The organism is Pseudomonas mosselii, from assembly GCF_005796105.1.
Taxonomy (GTDB): Bacteria; Pseudomonadota; Gammaproteobacteria; order Pseudomonadales; family Pseudomonadaceae; genus Aquipseudomonas; species Aquipseudomonas mosselii_C.
Map to the genome: position 1 here is coordinate 101,544 of NZ_VAUO01000011.1, position 14,508 is coordinate 116,051.

The 14,508-nt window shown below is 62.8% G+C and carries 13 protein-coding genes; 9 read left to right on the forward strand and 4 right to left on the reverse strand.

Annotation, left to right across the window (positions count from 1 at the left end):
• Positions 1–25 precede the first annotated feature (25 nt).
• Positions 26–2,872 carry an RNA polymerase-associated protein RapA gene (rapA, locus tag FEM01_RS19825; protein WP_138221166.1) on the reverse strand — a complete coding sequence of 949 codons (2,847 nt, stop codon included), beginning with the start codon at positions 2,870–2,872 and terminating at the stop codon, positions 26–28.
• Between the two features lie 126 nt (positions 2,873–2,998).
• Between rapA and FEM01_RS19830 the strand changes: the two genes are divergently transcribed.
• The 8 genes from FEM01_RS19830 to FEM01_RS19855 all read left to right on the forward strand — a co-directional run bounded on the left by FEM01_RS19830 (position 2,999) and on the right by FEM01_RS19855 (position 8,433).
• On the forward strand, positions 2,999–3,694 hold the full coding sequence (locus FEM01_RS19830) for a M949_RS01915 family surface polysaccharide biosynthesis protein (RefSeq protein ID WP_138221167.1): 696 nt from the start codon (positions 2,999–3,001) through the stop codon (positions 3,692–3,694).
• Between the two features lie 89 nt (positions 3,695–3,783).
• Entirely contained in the window at positions 3,784–4,110 is a 327-nt protein-coding gene (locus tag FEM01_RS19835; protein ID WP_138221168.1) for an aspartate-semialdehyde dehydrogenase, read from the forward strand.
• A gap of 59 nt (positions 4,111–4,169) precedes the next feature.
• Positions 4,170–4,331, forward strand: coding sequence for a hypothetical protein (locus tag FEM01_RS24235; RefSeq protein ID WP_171030999.1), 162 nt, complete (start codon positions 4,170–4,172; stop codon positions 4,329–4,331).
• Positions 4,332–4,466: 135 nt separating this feature from the next.
• The gene (gene ccoM / locus FEM01_RS24530; RefSeq protein WP_276610966.1) at positions 4,467–4,583 is read left to right on the forward strand and encodes a cytochrome c oxidase subunit CcoM; all 117 of its coding nucleotides are present in this window, start codon (positions 4,467–4,469) and stop codon (positions 4,581–4,583) included.
• A gap of 334 nt (positions 4,584–4,917) precedes the next feature.
• Positions 4,918–6,906: an FUSC family protein gene (locus FEM01_RS19840; RefSeq protein ID WP_138221169.1), complete on the forward strand. Its 1,989-nt coding sequence runs from the start codon at positions 4,918–4,920 to the stop codon at positions 6,904–6,906.
• Complete coding sequence (locus FEM01_RS19845) at positions 6,893–7,099, forward strand: DUF1656 domain-containing protein (RefSeq protein ID WP_138221170.1); 207 nt, start codon at positions 6,893–6,895, stop codon at positions 7,097–7,099. The genes FEM01_RS19840 and FEM01_RS19845 overlap by 14 nt, the downstream gene beginning before the upstream one ends.
• Positions 7,100–7,110: 11 nt before the next feature.
• The gene (locus FEM01_RS19850) at positions 7,111–7,971 is read left to right on the forward strand and encodes an efflux RND transporter periplasmic adaptor subunit (RefSeq protein ID WP_138221171.1); all 861 of its coding nucleotides are present in this window, start codon (positions 7,111–7,113) and stop codon (positions 7,969–7,971) included.
• 141 nt (positions 7,972–8,112) lie between these two features.
• A complete protein-coding gene (locus tag FEM01_RS19855; protein ID WP_138221172.1) occupies positions 8,113–8,433 on the forward strand; it encodes a DUF2025 family protein in 321 nt (106 codons plus the stop codon).
• Positions 8,434–8,439: 6 nt separating this feature from the next.
• Here FEM01_RS19855 and FEM01_RS19860 read toward each other — a convergent pair whose 3' ends face one another.
• Both FEM01_RS19860 and FEM01_RS19865 read right to left on the reverse strand, forming a co-directional pair.
• Positions 8,440–11,022, reverse strand: coding sequence for a bifunctional diguanylate cyclase/phosphodiesterase (locus tag FEM01_RS19860; RefSeq protein WP_138221173.1), 2,583 nt, complete (start codon positions 11,020–11,022; stop codon positions 8,440–8,442).
• A 52-nt stretch (positions 11,023–11,074) separates the two neighbouring features.
• On the reverse strand, positions 11,075–12,151 hold the full coding sequence (locus tag FEM01_RS19865; RefSeq protein ID WP_138221174.1) for a diguanylate cyclase: 1,077 nt from the start codon (positions 12,149–12,151) through the stop codon (positions 11,075–11,077).
• 127 nt (positions 12,152–12,278) lie between these two features.
• On the opposite strand from FEM01_RS19865, the gene FEM01_RS19870 reads away from it, so the two are divergent.
• Positions 12,279–13,373: an MBL fold metallo-hydrolase gene (locus tag FEM01_RS19870; RefSeq protein WP_138221175.1), complete on the forward strand. Its 1,095-nt coding sequence runs from the start codon at positions 12,279–12,281 to the stop codon at positions 13,371–13,373.
• Here the strand turns inward: FEM01_RS19870 and FEM01_RS19875 are convergent.
• Positions 13,370–14,245, reverse strand: a complete 876-nt coding sequence (locus FEM01_RS19875; protein ID WP_138221176.1) for a formate/nitrite transporter family protein — start codon at positions 14,243–14,245, stop codon at positions 13,370–13,372. The genes FEM01_RS19870 and FEM01_RS19875 overlap by 4 nt on opposite strands.
• Positions 14,246–14,508 lie beyond the last annotated feature (263 nt).

Below are 14,508 nucleotides of genomic sequence, written 5' to 3' on the forward strand. Positions count from 1 at the left end.
TTGCCCCGCGCAGGCATCAGGGCACTCAGCCAGCGACCAGGACGCGAATCGCTTCCAGGCGCAGAGCGGCCTTTTGCAAGGCTGCCAGGCCTTCTGCACGCTGCTTGCGCAAGGCCTCGATTTCGCTATCGCGCACGCTTGGGTTGACGGCCTGTAGCGCGCTCAAGCGGGCAAGCTCTTCATCCGCCTCGGCGGCTAAGCGTTGCTGGGCTTCGGCCACTCGGCTCTCGTGGGTCGGCACGACCTTGGCTTCGCCTGCGGCAATGCGTTGGGCAAGCACGTCACGCTGGGCCTGGACGAACTTGTTGGCGCTGGCCTTGGGCACGCTTTCGAGTTGGTCGTTGAGGGTTTCGAACGCCACCCGTGGCCCCAGGTCGTTGCCATTGGCATCGAGCAGGCAGCGCAGCGCCGCAGGCGGCAGGTAGCGACCCAGTTGCAGGCTGCGCGGCGCCACTACTTCGCTGACATAGAGCAGTTCGAGCAGTACGGTGCCGGGTTTGAGCGCTTTGTTCTTGATCAGCGCAACGGCGGTGTTGCCCATCGAGCCGGACAGCACCAAGTCCATGCCGCCCTGTACCATGGGGTGTTCCCAAGTGAGGAACTGCATGTCCTCGCGCGACAGGGCCTGGCTGCGGTCGTAGGTGATGGTCACGCCTTCGTCGTCGCCCAGCGGGAAGCTGGCGTCGAGCATTTTTTCGCTGGGCTTGAGCACCAGGGCGTTTTCCGAGTGGTCCTCGCTGTCGATACCGAAGGCGTCGAACAGGGTCTCCATGTAGATCGGCAGGGCGAACTGGTCGTCTTGCTCAAGAATGGCCTCGACCAGGGCCTCGCCTTCGCCTGCGCCGCCAGAATTGAGTTCCAGCAGGCGGTCGCGGCCGGTGTGCAACTCGGCTTCCAGGCGCTCGCGCATTGCGCGGGCGTCGCTTACCAGGGCGTTCCAGCTGTTTTCGTCACCCTCGGCCAGCAACGGCAGCAGGCGCGAGCCGAATTGATGCTGCAGGGCGTTACCGGTCGGGCAGGTATTGAGGAAGGCGTTGAGGCCTTCGTCATACCACTGGAACAGGCGCTCCTGCGGGCTGTCCTGCAGGTAGGGAATGTGCAGTTCGATGGTGTGCTTCTGGCCGATCCGGTCGAGGCGCCCGATGCGTTGTTCCAGCAGGTCGGGGTGCGCCGGCAGGTCGAACATCACCAGATGGTGGGCGAACTGGAAGTTGCGGCCTTCGCTGCCGATCTCCGAACAGATCAGCACCTGTGCACCGAACTCTTCATCGGCGAAGTAGGCGGCGGCGCGGTCGCGTTCGAGGATGCTCATGCCCTCGTGGAACACCGTGGCCGGAATGCCGGAACGTACGCGCAGGGCGTCTTCCAGGTCCATGGCGGTTTCGGCGTGGGCACAGATCACCAGCACCTTGGTGCGCTTGAGCATCTTCAAGGTGTCGATCAGCCAGTCGACGCGTGGGTCGAAGCGCCACCAGCGTTCTTCATCGCTGGTCTGGCCCTGGGCCTGGAAGGCGACTTCCGGGTACAGCTCGGCGCGCTCGCCGGCTGGTAGTGCGGCATATTGTTCGGGGTTGGCTAGCGGGTAGGGGTGCAGGTGGCGCTCGGGGAAGCCCTGGATCGCCGCACGGGTGTTACGGAACAGCACGCGACCGGTGCCGTGGCGGTCGAGCAACTCACGGATCAGGCGCGCGCTGGCCTGGGTATCACCCTCGTTGATGGCAGCCAGCAGGGTTTCGCCTTCGGCACCCAGGAAGCCTTGGATGGTGGCATGCGCCTTGGACGACAGGCGGCCTTCGTCGAGCAGTTCCTGCACCGCTTCGGCCACCGGGCGATAGTGCTCGCTTTCGGCGCGGAAGGCGGCCAGATCGTGGAAACGGTGGGGGTCGAGCAGACGCAGGCGAGCGAAGTGGCTGTCCTGGCCGAGCTGCTCGGGGGTCGCGGTGAGCAGCAGCACCCCTGGGATCACTTGCGCCAGTTGCTCGACCAGCGCGTACTCGGGGCTGGCCTGTTCTTCATGCCAGACCAGGTGATGAGCCTCGTCGACCACCATCAGGTCCCAGCCGGCGGCGAACAGCGCGTCCTGGGCTTTCTCGTCGTCAACCAACCATTCCAACGCGACCAGCGCCAGTTGGGCGTCCTCGAACGGGTTGCTGGCATCGCTTTCGATGAAGCGCTCGGCGTCGAACAGTGCCACTTGCAGATTGAAGCGGCGGCGCATTTCCACCAGCCACTGGTGCTGCAGGTTCTCCGGTACCAGGATCAGCACGCGGCTGGCGCGACCCGAGAGCAACTGGCGATGGATTACCAGGCCGGCCTCGATGGTCTTGCCCAGACCGACTTCGTCGGCCAGCAGTACGCGTGGCGCGATGCGATCGGCCACTTCGCGGGCGATGTGCAATTGGTGAGCGATGGGTTGGGCACGTACGCCGCCCAGGCCCCACAAGGATGAGAGCATCTGCTTGCTGGTGTGCTGCAAGGTGTTGTAGCGCAGGGAGAACCAGGACAGCGGGTCGATCTGCCCGGCGAACAGGCGGTCGCTGGCCAAACGGAACTGGATGAAGTTCGACAATTGCGTCTCGGGCAGCGTGCGTGGCACGTTCTGCGCGTCGATACCGTGGTAGACCAGCAGGCCATCGGCATCATCGACCTCGCGCACGGTCAGCTTCCAGCCTTCGAAATGCGTGATCTGGTCGCCCGGCGAGAAGCGCACGCGGGTCAGCGGCGCATTGCGTAGCGAGTACTGGCGAGTGTCGCCTGTGGCCGGGTAGAGCACGGTCAACAGGCGGCCATCCTGCGCCAGGATGGTCCCAAGACCGAGCTCGGCTTCGCTGTCGCTGATCCAGCGTTGCCCCGGTTGATACTGCTGCGCCATACTGCCAAAACTCCCGCGATGAAAAAGTCGGTCATGTTAACGGATCGGCTGCGCCAGACCAATGAATCAAAGAGTCTAGCGTGTTCATCGACCACCACCGTGTCGTCACGAGGGCCGCGCGCCAACATGTTTGCCAAGCACCGCTGGTTGAACGTTACCTTGGGCCTGGGCAGCCTGGCGCTGCTGGCAGGCTGCGAGCAGAAGAGTTTCGAAGTGCTGGCGCCGATCCCGGTCGAACAGCTGGAGGTGCTCGGCGTGCAGGCTCCGATCAAGAGCGTGCACTTCCATGACCGTGAGGGTGAAGGGCTGTTGGTGCTGAGCCGGGTTGATGGCCAGGCCACCGACCCGGATACCGAGGAGGAAGTCGACAAGGTCGTGCTCAAGGCTACTTTGTACGGCCGCATGGCTTCGGCTGATACCTTCAAGCCGCGCTGGCAGATCGAGCAAGAGACCACGTGCGCAGGCTTGGACCTGGATGTCGACTTCTATAACGACGTCAGTGACGTGAGTGACCTGAACAAAGATGGCGTCGCCGAGGTGACCGTGGCCAGCCATGCGTTCTGTGGTGGCGGGATCGACCCTCACGATATCGCCATCGAGCTGCGTGAAGGCCAGGCGATATACACCATCACCGGTCAGTCGTTGATTACACCTGCTGGAGAAGAACCGTTCGGCGGTGAGCGCGAAGACAGCGCCTCGTTGAAAAACGCCCCGCAGGTGCTGCGCGAGCATATGGATAGCGTCTGGCAAAAAGTCTACAAGCGGCCATGGAGCGAAAGCACAGCGCCTGCGGACGATGCGCCGGACGACGATGGCGAATGACCGGCAGTGTGATGCACCGCACACTGTCAGCCTTCGCCGTTCAAGGCGGCTGAGCATCGGCCGACACAGTAGCTACAGGAGAACACCCAATGCTGCCGCCGATCATTCCCCTCAGCGCCGCCCCCGTGACGACGCAACAAGACCCGATCAGACAGACCCCGAACATTCCTGCCGTGGTCCCGGCCCAGCCTGCCTCCAGCGAAAGCACCATCGACCTCAAGCAGCAGCGCGACCCCGAAGAGCAGGGCTTCTTGCTGCGCGAAAAGCAGCGCCGCGAGCAAAAGCGCCGGCGTGATCGCGAACAGGAACGTTTCGAAGCGCTGCCCGGCGATGAGCTGAATGCTGACAATACGGTGCCGGTCGCCCCATTGGGCGAGCGTACCCGCCAAGGGTTGCTGGTCGACATCGAAGTCTGACTGGTCAGCGCCGCCATCTGCCTGCATCATTGAGGCCTCTGCTGTCCGTCGAGCCTGTTATGAGCCAAGACAACCTGATCGATTTCGGTGCCGAGCGCGCCAAACGTATCCACGACCTTAATGACAAGCGCCTGGACGACATGCGCAAGGCCTTCGAGCAGGCCATGCCATTGGCCTCGGGCAAGAAAAAGAAATCCAAGGGCAAGCCCAAGAAGCGCTGAAACTTGATGCAGGTCAAGCCTGCGCCCGCCTCGCGTGCCCGGCCCCGGGCACCATTGATCCCGGTCAATTCCCCCGCCCACCTCATTGGTTACCTTGCACCCATCGGATGACGGCACATCAAGGGAGGGGCCGACATGTTCTTCGACAACGTGGTTATCGCCGGTGTGGTAACGGTCGGGTTGATGTTGGCGTTCTTTGCCGGTCTAGGCATTTTCATCTGGAAGGACTCAAGCAAGCGCAAACAGCGCTGATCCTTCCCGATCCATGAGCACGCAAGGCATTTAGGGCGACTTCGGTCGCCCATTTTTTTGTCTGTGATGTGGACTCGCTGATTGAGCAGCGTCCCTGAGCGGTCTTGCCGGGGCGCCGGACAGGCAGGAAAGCCTTAGGATCTCGATATCTCGCAGGGTCGCCAAAGCTGCGCCACAGCCTTTCGCGGCGCAAGGCTGCTCCCGCAGGGACGAGCTAAGTCTCCAGGTTAGTGCAGGCAAGATGATTAGCTAGCTAATTACTTGTGTTCGACTTATTCTGCTATCTGTTGTCTATCTTTCTATCAGTACCTCTTCTACCCGCAAGGTCCGCTTCGTGCCCATCACTTTCCTGGCCCTGTTCGCCCCCAGCGGCCTCGCTCTCAAGTTCGCCGCCAAGACCCTGTTCGGGGGAGGCCTGGCACTGTGGCTGGCGATGCGCTGGGGCTTGGAGCAACCATCATGGGCGCTGATGACGGCGTTCATCGTTGCCCAACCACTGTCGGGCATGGTGGTACAGAAGGGCTTGGCGCGGTTGGCCGGGACGCTGGTAGGCACCTTCATGTCGGTGGTGTTCATGGGCCTGTTCGCGCAGACACCCTGGCTGTTCCTGCTTACCCTGGCGGCATGGCTGGCATTGTGCACCGCCGCGTCCACCCAGTTGCGCAGCGCATGGGCTTATGCCTTCGTGCTGGCCGGCTATACCGCGGCGATCATTACCCTGCCGGCGATCAGCAATCCGCTGCAAGTGTTCGACCAAGCGGTGGCGCGCTGTACCGAAATCTCCCTGGGTATCTGCTGCGCCACTGCCAGTAGCGCATTGATCTGGCCGTTGCGGGTCGAGCAGCAGCTCGCCGGCCAGGCGCGCCGAGCCTGGCACAATGGGCTGCAAGCGGCCAGCGCGATGTTGGGCGGTGAGGACCAGGCGCGCGAAGGCCTGCTGGACACCCTCGGCGGTATCGTGGCCATTGATGCACAGCGCGAACACGCCTGGTTCGAGGGGCATCGTGGCCGGCAGCGGGCTCGGGCGATCAATGGCTTGAGTCAGACACTCATGGTGCTGCTGCGGATTTCGCGGTCGGTGCGCCGCCAGTGGCGCCAGCTCGATGAGCGCGAAAGTGCGCGCTTGGCGCCTTGGCTGGATCAGGTCCGTGCGCAGCTGGCCACGCCCGATCAGCCGAGCCTGTTGCTGCTGCGCCAGCGCATCTGGGATGCCGCCCACGATGACGGCATCAGCTCTGCCGAGCACTACTGCCTGGCCCGTCTGGCGCTGCTGCTGGACTACGCCATGGCGGCCAGTCAGGCGCTGGAGGATGTCGAGCAGGGCAGGGCACCGAAGCGACCGGTGCAGAGCCTGGCTGTGCACCGAGACGTGTCCTTGGCCCTGCTGTTCGGATCGCGCAGTGCTCTGGCATTTTTGATCATGAGCAGCTTCTGGCTGGCTACTGCCTGGCCGTCGGCCCCAGGCGGGCTGGTACTGACCTGTGTGGTCTGCAGCTTGTTCGCCAGCCGCGAGAATGGCGCGCAAATCGGCCTGAGTTTCTTGCGTGGCATCCTGCTGGCGGTGCCGGCAGCCTTTATCGTCGGGCAAATCCTCCTGCCGCAATGGAGCAGTTTCGCCATGCTGTGCCTGGGGATGGGCGTGCCGTTGTTTCTCGGGGCGCTGGGCATGGCCCATCCGCGCACCGGGCCCACGGCAACCTCGTATTGCCTGCACTTCATCGTGTTAGTGGCGCCGCTCAATGCGATGCAGTTCAACGTGGCGACCCTGCTCAACAGCGCCCTGGCAATGCTGGTGGGGGTGGGCGCGGCGGTGATGGCCTTTCGGTTGCTGGTGCTGCGCCATCCTGCTTGGCTGGGCCGGCGTCTGCGCGCGGCGACCCAGAGCGACTTGGTACGCCTTACCCGTCGTGACCTACGGGGCGCCGACAGCTGGTTCGGTGGGCGGATGGCCGATCGCCTGATGCAGTTGGCGCGCCACGCCAGCGAATTGCCACCCGCTGCTCGCCAGCGTTGGGACGACGGTCTACATGGGCTGGACATCGGCGATGAGCTGGTGCACCTGCGCATGTGTCTGGCCGTGGCCCAGGCCCCACTGGGCAATGCCGAACGCCGCTACCTGCAAGCCCTGGAGGCGGTGCTGGCCAGCGGCCCTGCACCTGGGCGCGGACAACAGCTGGATGCGGCCAGTGAACAGTTCATCGAGGCCTTGCGCGAACAGCCGCCCAACGATCCGCTGCGCTTGGCCATTGGCGCTGTGTTGCAGTTACGCAATAGCTGGGGCAAATGGTGCCGTTGGCAGGAGGAAACCCATGGGGTTACGTGAATGGGCTCTGGGCGGCGTGCTGCTGAGCCCCTTTCTGATCTATGTATTGATGGCGCTGGTGCTCACCGGGGTGTTGCGTGTGATCGTGCAGGCAACGCCGTTGGGGCGCTGGATCTGGCATGAAGCACTGTTCGATGCGGCGCTATTCGTTTGTGTCCTGTTCCTGGTGGTGCGTCTGCTGGGACCTTTGTAAGGAGTAAGTCCATGCGTACAGCCGTACGTGCCCTGGTCACCCTATGCGTGGTGGTCGTTGCCGTGTTCGCCGGTTATCAGCTCTGGCAGTACTACATGCTTACGCCCTGGACTCGGGATGCGCGGGTGCGCGCCGATGTGGTGGTAATCGCCCCTGATGTGTCCGGCTGGGTGAGCGGGCTCAAGGTGCGTGACAACCAGCAGGTCAAGGCGGGCGATCTGTTGATGACGATTGACCGCGAGCGTTTTCAGGCCGCCGTCGACCAGGCCAGCGCGGTGGTTGAAACGCGTACCCAGCAAGTGCGCCTGCGCGAGCGCGAGGCCGCGCGGCGCAACGCCCTGGGGCCCGAGGCAATCAGTGCCGAGTTGCGCGAGAACGCGCAGATCAACGCTGCCGTGGCGCGCGGCGAGTTGCACGAAGCCGAGGCGCAACTGAAGGTGGCCAGGATCAATCTGGCCCGCAGCGAAGTACGCGCGCCACGCAGCGGGCACATCACCAACCTGCGCCTGGCTGAAGGTAACTATGTCAATGCCGGGCAGTCGGTGATGGCATTGGTGGATGACGCCACGTTCTACATCCAGGCCTACTTCGAGGAGACCAAACTGCCGCGCATTCGCGTCGGTGATTCGGTCAAGGTCTGGCTGATGGGGGCCGGCGAGTCGCTGCCGGGGCAGGTGGAGAGCATCAGCCGCGGTATTACCGACCGCAACTCGACGCCAGATGGGCAGTTGCTGCCGGAGGTCGAGCCAACCTTCAACTGGGTGAGGCTGGCGCAGCGCATTCCGGTGCGTATTCGCCTGGAGCAGATCCCTGAAGGCACGAGCCTCAGTGCGGGCATGACCGCCAGCGTGCAGGTGCGTGAGGCGCAGTGAGGTCGGTGCGCGGCGGTTGGATGAAAAAGCCTTGGCGAAGAGTCCGGCGGCTGGGGTAGGCTGTTGCCTGCGCGTTGCCCGTCAGAGGCAACCGCTTTGCAGCCGGGCGTGCGTCACTTCCATTGATCGCGAGGTTACGCCATGGCCATCACGTCCCAAGACATCTGCAACGCCGCCGACCAACTCAAGGGTTTTGTCGGATTCCACGGTAAACGCGGCACCCATATCGTGCGTTTTTCCGAAGACGCGTTTGGCATGGATGTCGCTGATGACAGCATCACCCCCAGCAGCGAGTTCGTCTGGCGCCCCGAGAGTGAGCAGCGCATGGCGTTGTGTCGCGAGCGCCTGGCCTTGCTGTTCGGCCAGCATGTGGATGACCGGCTGAACATCGGCGAGCCCCTGCGCGTTTACCTCAAACGCAGCGACCTGCCTGAGATCGTCGCTGAGCGTAGGGTGCGCTGAGCCTGTTCAGCAGGCGCCGTGGCGCGGCTCGCGCTTGGCCAGCAGCGCTTCGAACTGAAGGCGCTCCAGCGGCCGGCTCAGGTAGAAGCCCTGTACCTCATGGCAGCGCTCCTTGCCGAGCGCCTTGAGTTGCTGCTCGGTCTCCACCCCTTCGGCAGTGACGGTCAAGCCCATGGCTTTGCCCAGGTTGATGATGGCCTGCACCACGGCGCGGTCATTGCCATTCGGGTTGTTGAGCCCGGCGATGAAGCGTTTGTCGATCTTGATGCTGTCGAAGGGGTAGGTGCGCAGGTATCCCAGGGACGAATAGCCGGTGCCGAAATCGTCCATATTCAAGCGCACCCCCAGCTCCTTGAGCGCCAGCATGGTGCCCAAGGCACCTTCGATATCGTTGAGCATCACGTTCTCGGTAATCTCAAGCTCCAGGCGCTGTGCCGGGAAACCCGTCTCCAGCAACACCTGACGCACGTCGGCTACCACATCGCTGCGCAGGAACTGTGCCGGTGACAGGTTGACCGACACCAGCAATGGCTGTGGCCAGGTGCAGGCGGTGCGGCAGGCTTCGAGCAGCACCCAGCGGCCCAGGGTGACGATCAGGTCGCTCTGTTCGGCCAGGGGAATGAAGGTGTCCGGCCCCAGCAAGCCCTCCTGTGGGTGCTGCCAGCGCAGCAACGCTTCGACCGATACGATGCGCAGGTCGTCCATACGGTAGCGCGGTTGGTAATGCAGTACGAACGCCTGCTCTCTGACAGCCCGTCGCAAGTCGTTCTCCAGTTGCCGACGGTACTGGATTTGCTGGTTCATCTCGGGCGAGAAGTAGCGCCAGGTGTGCTTGCCGTCGGCCTTGGCCTGGTACAGGGCGATGTCAGCGCAGCGGATCAGCTCGCCTGCATCCGTGCCCTGGGTGCGGGTCTGGGCGATACCGAGGCTGGCGCTGACGTGCAATTGGTGTGCTTCGAAGGTGATTGGTTGCTGCAGCTGTTCGATCAGTCGTGCGCAGAAGCGGTCGATTTCGCTGCGGTTATCCAGGCCTTGCAGGACCAGCACGAATTCGTCGCCGCCCAGGCGAGCCACCAGGTCGCCGTCACGGGTGCTGTCGCGCAGGCGTGTGGCGACCTCCTGCAAGACTGCGTCTCCGGCGGCGTGACCGAGCGAATCGTTGATGGGCTTGAAGCTGTCCAGGTCCAACAGCAGCAGTGCCAGTGGCGGCGAGTCGTTGCCACGCAGCAGCGCTTGTTCGAGGTGACGCGAGAGCTTGTTGCGATTGGCAAGGCCCGTGAGCGCATCGTGCATCGAAAGGTGCTGGATGCGGGCATGGGCATCGACTTCATCGGTGATGTCGCTGGCGGTGCCGCGAAAACCCGCCAGCTTGCCGTCGAACAGGATTGAGCGTGCCGAGATACGGCAGTAACGGTGCTCGCCATTGTGGTCGCGGTAGGCGCAGCGCAGGTTGGCCAACGCCTGAGGATCGCTGTCGGCCTGGGTATCGAGCCATGCCAGCAAGGGCGTGGTGTCGCAGGCCAGCAACTGATTGATAGGCTGGCCGAGCCATTCGTCGACCCGGTAGCCGGTGACGTTGGCGAAGCGTTGGGAGATATAGGTCAATCGATGGTGGCGGTCGGTTTCCCAGATCCAGTCAGAGGCCGCCTCGGCCACGGCGCGGAAACGTTGTTCGCTGGCTTCCAGTGCCTGGTTGCTCTTTTGTAGGCGTTGCAGGCTCTGGTCAATGGCCTTGGAGCTACGCCACGCATGACGGAACAGGTACAACAAGGCCAGGCCGAGCACCAGCAGCACACCCGACAGCGCCGGCAACACGGCCCAGAGCAATTGTTGCCCGGGGTGGGGGCTGTCCCAGCTCAGGCTGAAACCGGTATCGCCCAAGCCCACCTGGGCAGAGGTTTGCTGGGTGGATTCGTTGCTCTGCAGGTGCATGCCGGTCAGGCCCGCGCTTTCACCCAGACGCGCAAGCTTGGTGTCGGTCAATTGGTCGATGAATAGCATGACCGGGGCGCTGCGCACTTCGTCTTCACGTACATCCCGGTCCGGGCGCACGGCGGCTGCGCTGAGGATCGCCGGCCAGCCGTTGAAGCGTACGAAAGCGGTGACTTGCGCGCGTGCCGGGGCCGCCTTGCGCGCTCGCTCGATGATTGGTCCAAGCGGTGCCGCCACGTAGGCGCTGACCGACGACTCGCCGGGCTTGCCCTTGAACAGGGCGTAGAGCGTGCCCTCGTCGTTGACTACGAATACGCCCTCGTAGCCGCTGGCATCGTACAGCGATTGGCCAACGTTCTTCTGCTCGTACGCCCATTGCCAATCGGCTTGGCCGTCAAAGTGCGCATAAGCTGCATCCCAGACGGCGTAGCTGGAAAGGAAGTGGCTTGAGGCCTGTAGCCGTTGCTCCAGCGCTTGGTTGGCGTGAAAGCGGCTATGTTGCATCGCCTGCTGGTCAAGGGTAGCGGCGATGTTGAACAAGGCGCCGAGGACGATCAGGCAACCCAGGCCGAACAAGGCGCCGAGCGCCCCGATCAGGCGTCGGATTTGCAGGCGCGAAGTGGGGCTGGAAGGGGGAAGCTCTGCATTCCTGTGCATGCGTGGGCGGCTCCTTCAACTGCAGCCTCCCACCCGGGATCTGGGGGAAGGTCTAGTCAGGATAGGCCAGCCGGAGCGCGGTAGCCTCGCCACGTGCCAGGTTGATCTGGTCGCGTCCTTCATGCTTGGCCGCGTATAGGGCCTTGTCCGCCTCCAGCAGCCAGTCTTCAGGGCTCGTCAGACCCGGGTGGAAGGCGGCGAGGCCGATGCTCAGGCTGATGCGCAGCCCCGGCAACTGTGGGTTGCGGTAAGCCGCGACCTGCTCGCGCAATCGTTCCATCGCCTGACAGGCTTGGGCTTCATGGGTGTTGGGCAAGATCAGACAGAACTCGTCGCCGCCGTAGCGCCCCGCCTTGTCGTGCTCGCGCAGGTTGCGTGTCAGCTCTTCACTGAGTTGGCGCAACACGCAGTCACCGACCACATGCCCGTAGGTGTCGTTGATGGGCTTGAAGTGATCGATGTCGATCAGTGCCACCACCGCCGGCGCTTGTTGTTGCTGGCAGATCTGGAACTTGAGCAGCAGCAGGTCTTTCCAGGCACCGTGGTTGAGCAGGCCAGTAAGGCTGTCAGTGCGGCTCAGTGCGCCGAGGCGGCGCTTGTGGTCGGACAGTTGGATCGCCAACTGATAACACACCCAGCCCAAGGCGAGCGGGTACAGGGTGAGCATCGGCAGGCTGGCGTACACTTGCACCGGTGTCGTCTGCAATTGTAGGCCCGGGCCCAGTACGATGATCGACACCAGCATCCCGACCAGTTGTGCGATCAGCCCGCGCACCACCATGGGCTTGCCGCCCGCAGCGACATTGTTCATGGTCACCATCGAGAGGATGGTCAGGCTTGGCAGCGGATTGAAATGCATGGTCGCGGCCCAGAAGCCGGCCGCCACCGAGTCCAGTTGCAAGTTGCGTAACTCGGCCTGATAGGGCATCGCCGAGCGGCGCGCCCAGTGGTAGGCCACATGCGGCCAGGCCAAGCCATTGAACAGCATCAGCAGCCACACCCAATCGGGTGGTTGCAAGGGTGCCACGGCAGCAGCGGCGGCGATCAGGCCGATACCCTTGCCGATGATGCGTGGTCGGTAAATGCGGCGGACAAACGAGTGTCCTTTTCCGCGGCTTATGTCCGTCATGGTGGTCCGTTTCTGCTGGGGGCGCCGTTTATCGCATAACTCGTATGAATATTGTCGAACATTCATTCATCGGGGAAAAATGACCTTACAAGCCAATTCACGGTTGATGCGATACCTCTGGAGTAACATGAAGCCCTTCCTCTTGCTCGGAGTGCTCCTGTACATGACTCCCATGGCCACCCCCGCTGGCGAGCCGGCGCCATATCGAGACGGTCGGTTCCACAATCAGCTGGAGCTGCCCAAGGATGGCATGCTCAAGAAACTGCGCATCGGCATGAAGTACCTGCTCCTGCGCAAGCTCCCTGAAACACGCCCCGACACCGCCATGGCCGTGCAGCCCATGAGCCGCCAGCAGGTGCTCGATGCACCGGACCACAGCCTTTGGCGGCTCGGGCATTCCACTATCCTGCTCAAGCTGCGCGGACATTTTTTTCTGACCGATCCGGTGTTCGCCGAGCGAGCCTCACCGGTGCAGTGGGCTGGGCCGTTGCGCTTCCATGCACCGCCCCTGGCCATCGAGGATCTGCCGCCGCTGGCGGCAGTCATTCTCTCCCATGACCATTTCGATCACCTCGATGAACAGGCTATCCGGCGGCTGGCACCGCGCACCGAACAGTTTCTCGCGCCCTTGGGCGTGGGCGAACTGCTGATGGAGTGGGGTGTACCGAGGTCTAAAGTGCGCCAGTTGGACTGGTGGCAGGAGGCGCAGGTACAGGGCGTACGCTTCATCGCAACGCCGGCGCAGCATTTTTCTGGTCGTGGGCTGTTTGACAGCAATCGCAGGCTGTGGGCGTCGTGGGTCGTTATCGATGCCGGGTTGAGGCTGTTTTTCAGTGGTGACACCGGCTATTTCGAAGGCTTTCGCCAAATTGGCGAGCGTTATGGGCCGTTCGACATCACGTTGATGGAAACCGGCGCCTATAACCTGGCCTGGCCGCATGTGCACATGCAGCCTGAGCAGAGCCTTCAGGCCCACCTTGATGTCCGTGGACGCTGGCTGTTGCCTATCCACAACGGTACGTTCGACTTGTCCACGCATGCTTGGCAAGAACCCTTCGAACGGATTCTCGCACTGACCCTCGCGGCGAATGTGGCGCTGTGTACGCCGCAGATGGGCGAGCGGGTCAGTCTCGACTCGCCACATACCGGGCAGAACTGGTGGCGGCCGCGGGCGCTGCCCCGCCAAGGGCGCTCTGCCGAGCGGGTGGTGGTGACGCGCTAGTCGTGTCGCGCGCGGGTATCGTCAAACAGCCTGGACGGCGGCTTGCCGCTGTCGCTGCGCACCTGGGCGTGGCTGATCAGGGCAAAGATGAAGCTGCCGCCGATGATGTTGCCGGCCAGTGTCGGTAAGGCGAAGTCCAACCAGAAGGCACTCCAGGACTGTTCTCCCGCCCATACCAGGTAGGACACCTCCAGAGAGCCCACTACTATATGTGTGAAGTCGCCCAGTGCCATGAGGTAGGTGATCAGCACGATGATCCAGATCTTGGCCTGCTCCATCGATGGGATCATCCACACCATCGTGGCGATCATCCAGCCCGAAACGATCCCTTTGGCGAACATTTGGCTGAGATCGTTCTCCATCACTTTGCGGCCGATTTCGAGAAACGCGATGTCGGTCTTGCTGTCGAAGATCGGCAGTTCGAGCATCACCCAGGCCACCAGCAAGGTGCCAGACAGGTTGCCGAGCAGAACGATGCCCCATAGTCGCAAGAGTCGGCCCAGGTTGCCCAGGGTCGGGGTGGTCATGACCGGCAGTACGGCGGTGAGCGTGTTTTCGGTGAACAATTGCTGGCGAGCGAGAATCACGCCGAGGAAACCTGCGCTGTAGCCGAGGCTGGCAATCACCTGGATGCTTTCACCTTCGGGTAGGCGTGCATAGAAAAGCCCCATGGCCATCAGCGACAAACCCATGGTCAAGCCGGCGGCCAGTGCCGACCACCAAAGCGCGGCCAGCGTCCGTTCCAGCTCCTGGTCGCCTTGCAGGCGGATGATCTCGTGCAGCACGGCCGCCCTTGGCGGCTGGTTGTGGCTGACTTCTTGTTGCTCGTCCGGCGACAGTCCGGGGGTCTTTTCGCTCTGCTCGTCGCTCATGATCACTGCGCTCCGCGTTGTGTTTCTTTACAGAGCGGAGCGCAGGTCATTTAGTTGCCCGATCGTCGTCGAAAGGCGGTTTTGAAATTTTTCGGATCAAAGTGTTGACTCTGATTTCAAAGCGCGTATTATTCGCCTCCTCGCAGCGTTGAACGCAACGAGGCAAGCGGTAAGTTGTTGAGGTTGAAGGTGTTTTTAAAACGGCTTCGAAAAAACTTCAAAATAACGCTTGACACGAAATGAGGAAAGCGTAGAATGCGCGC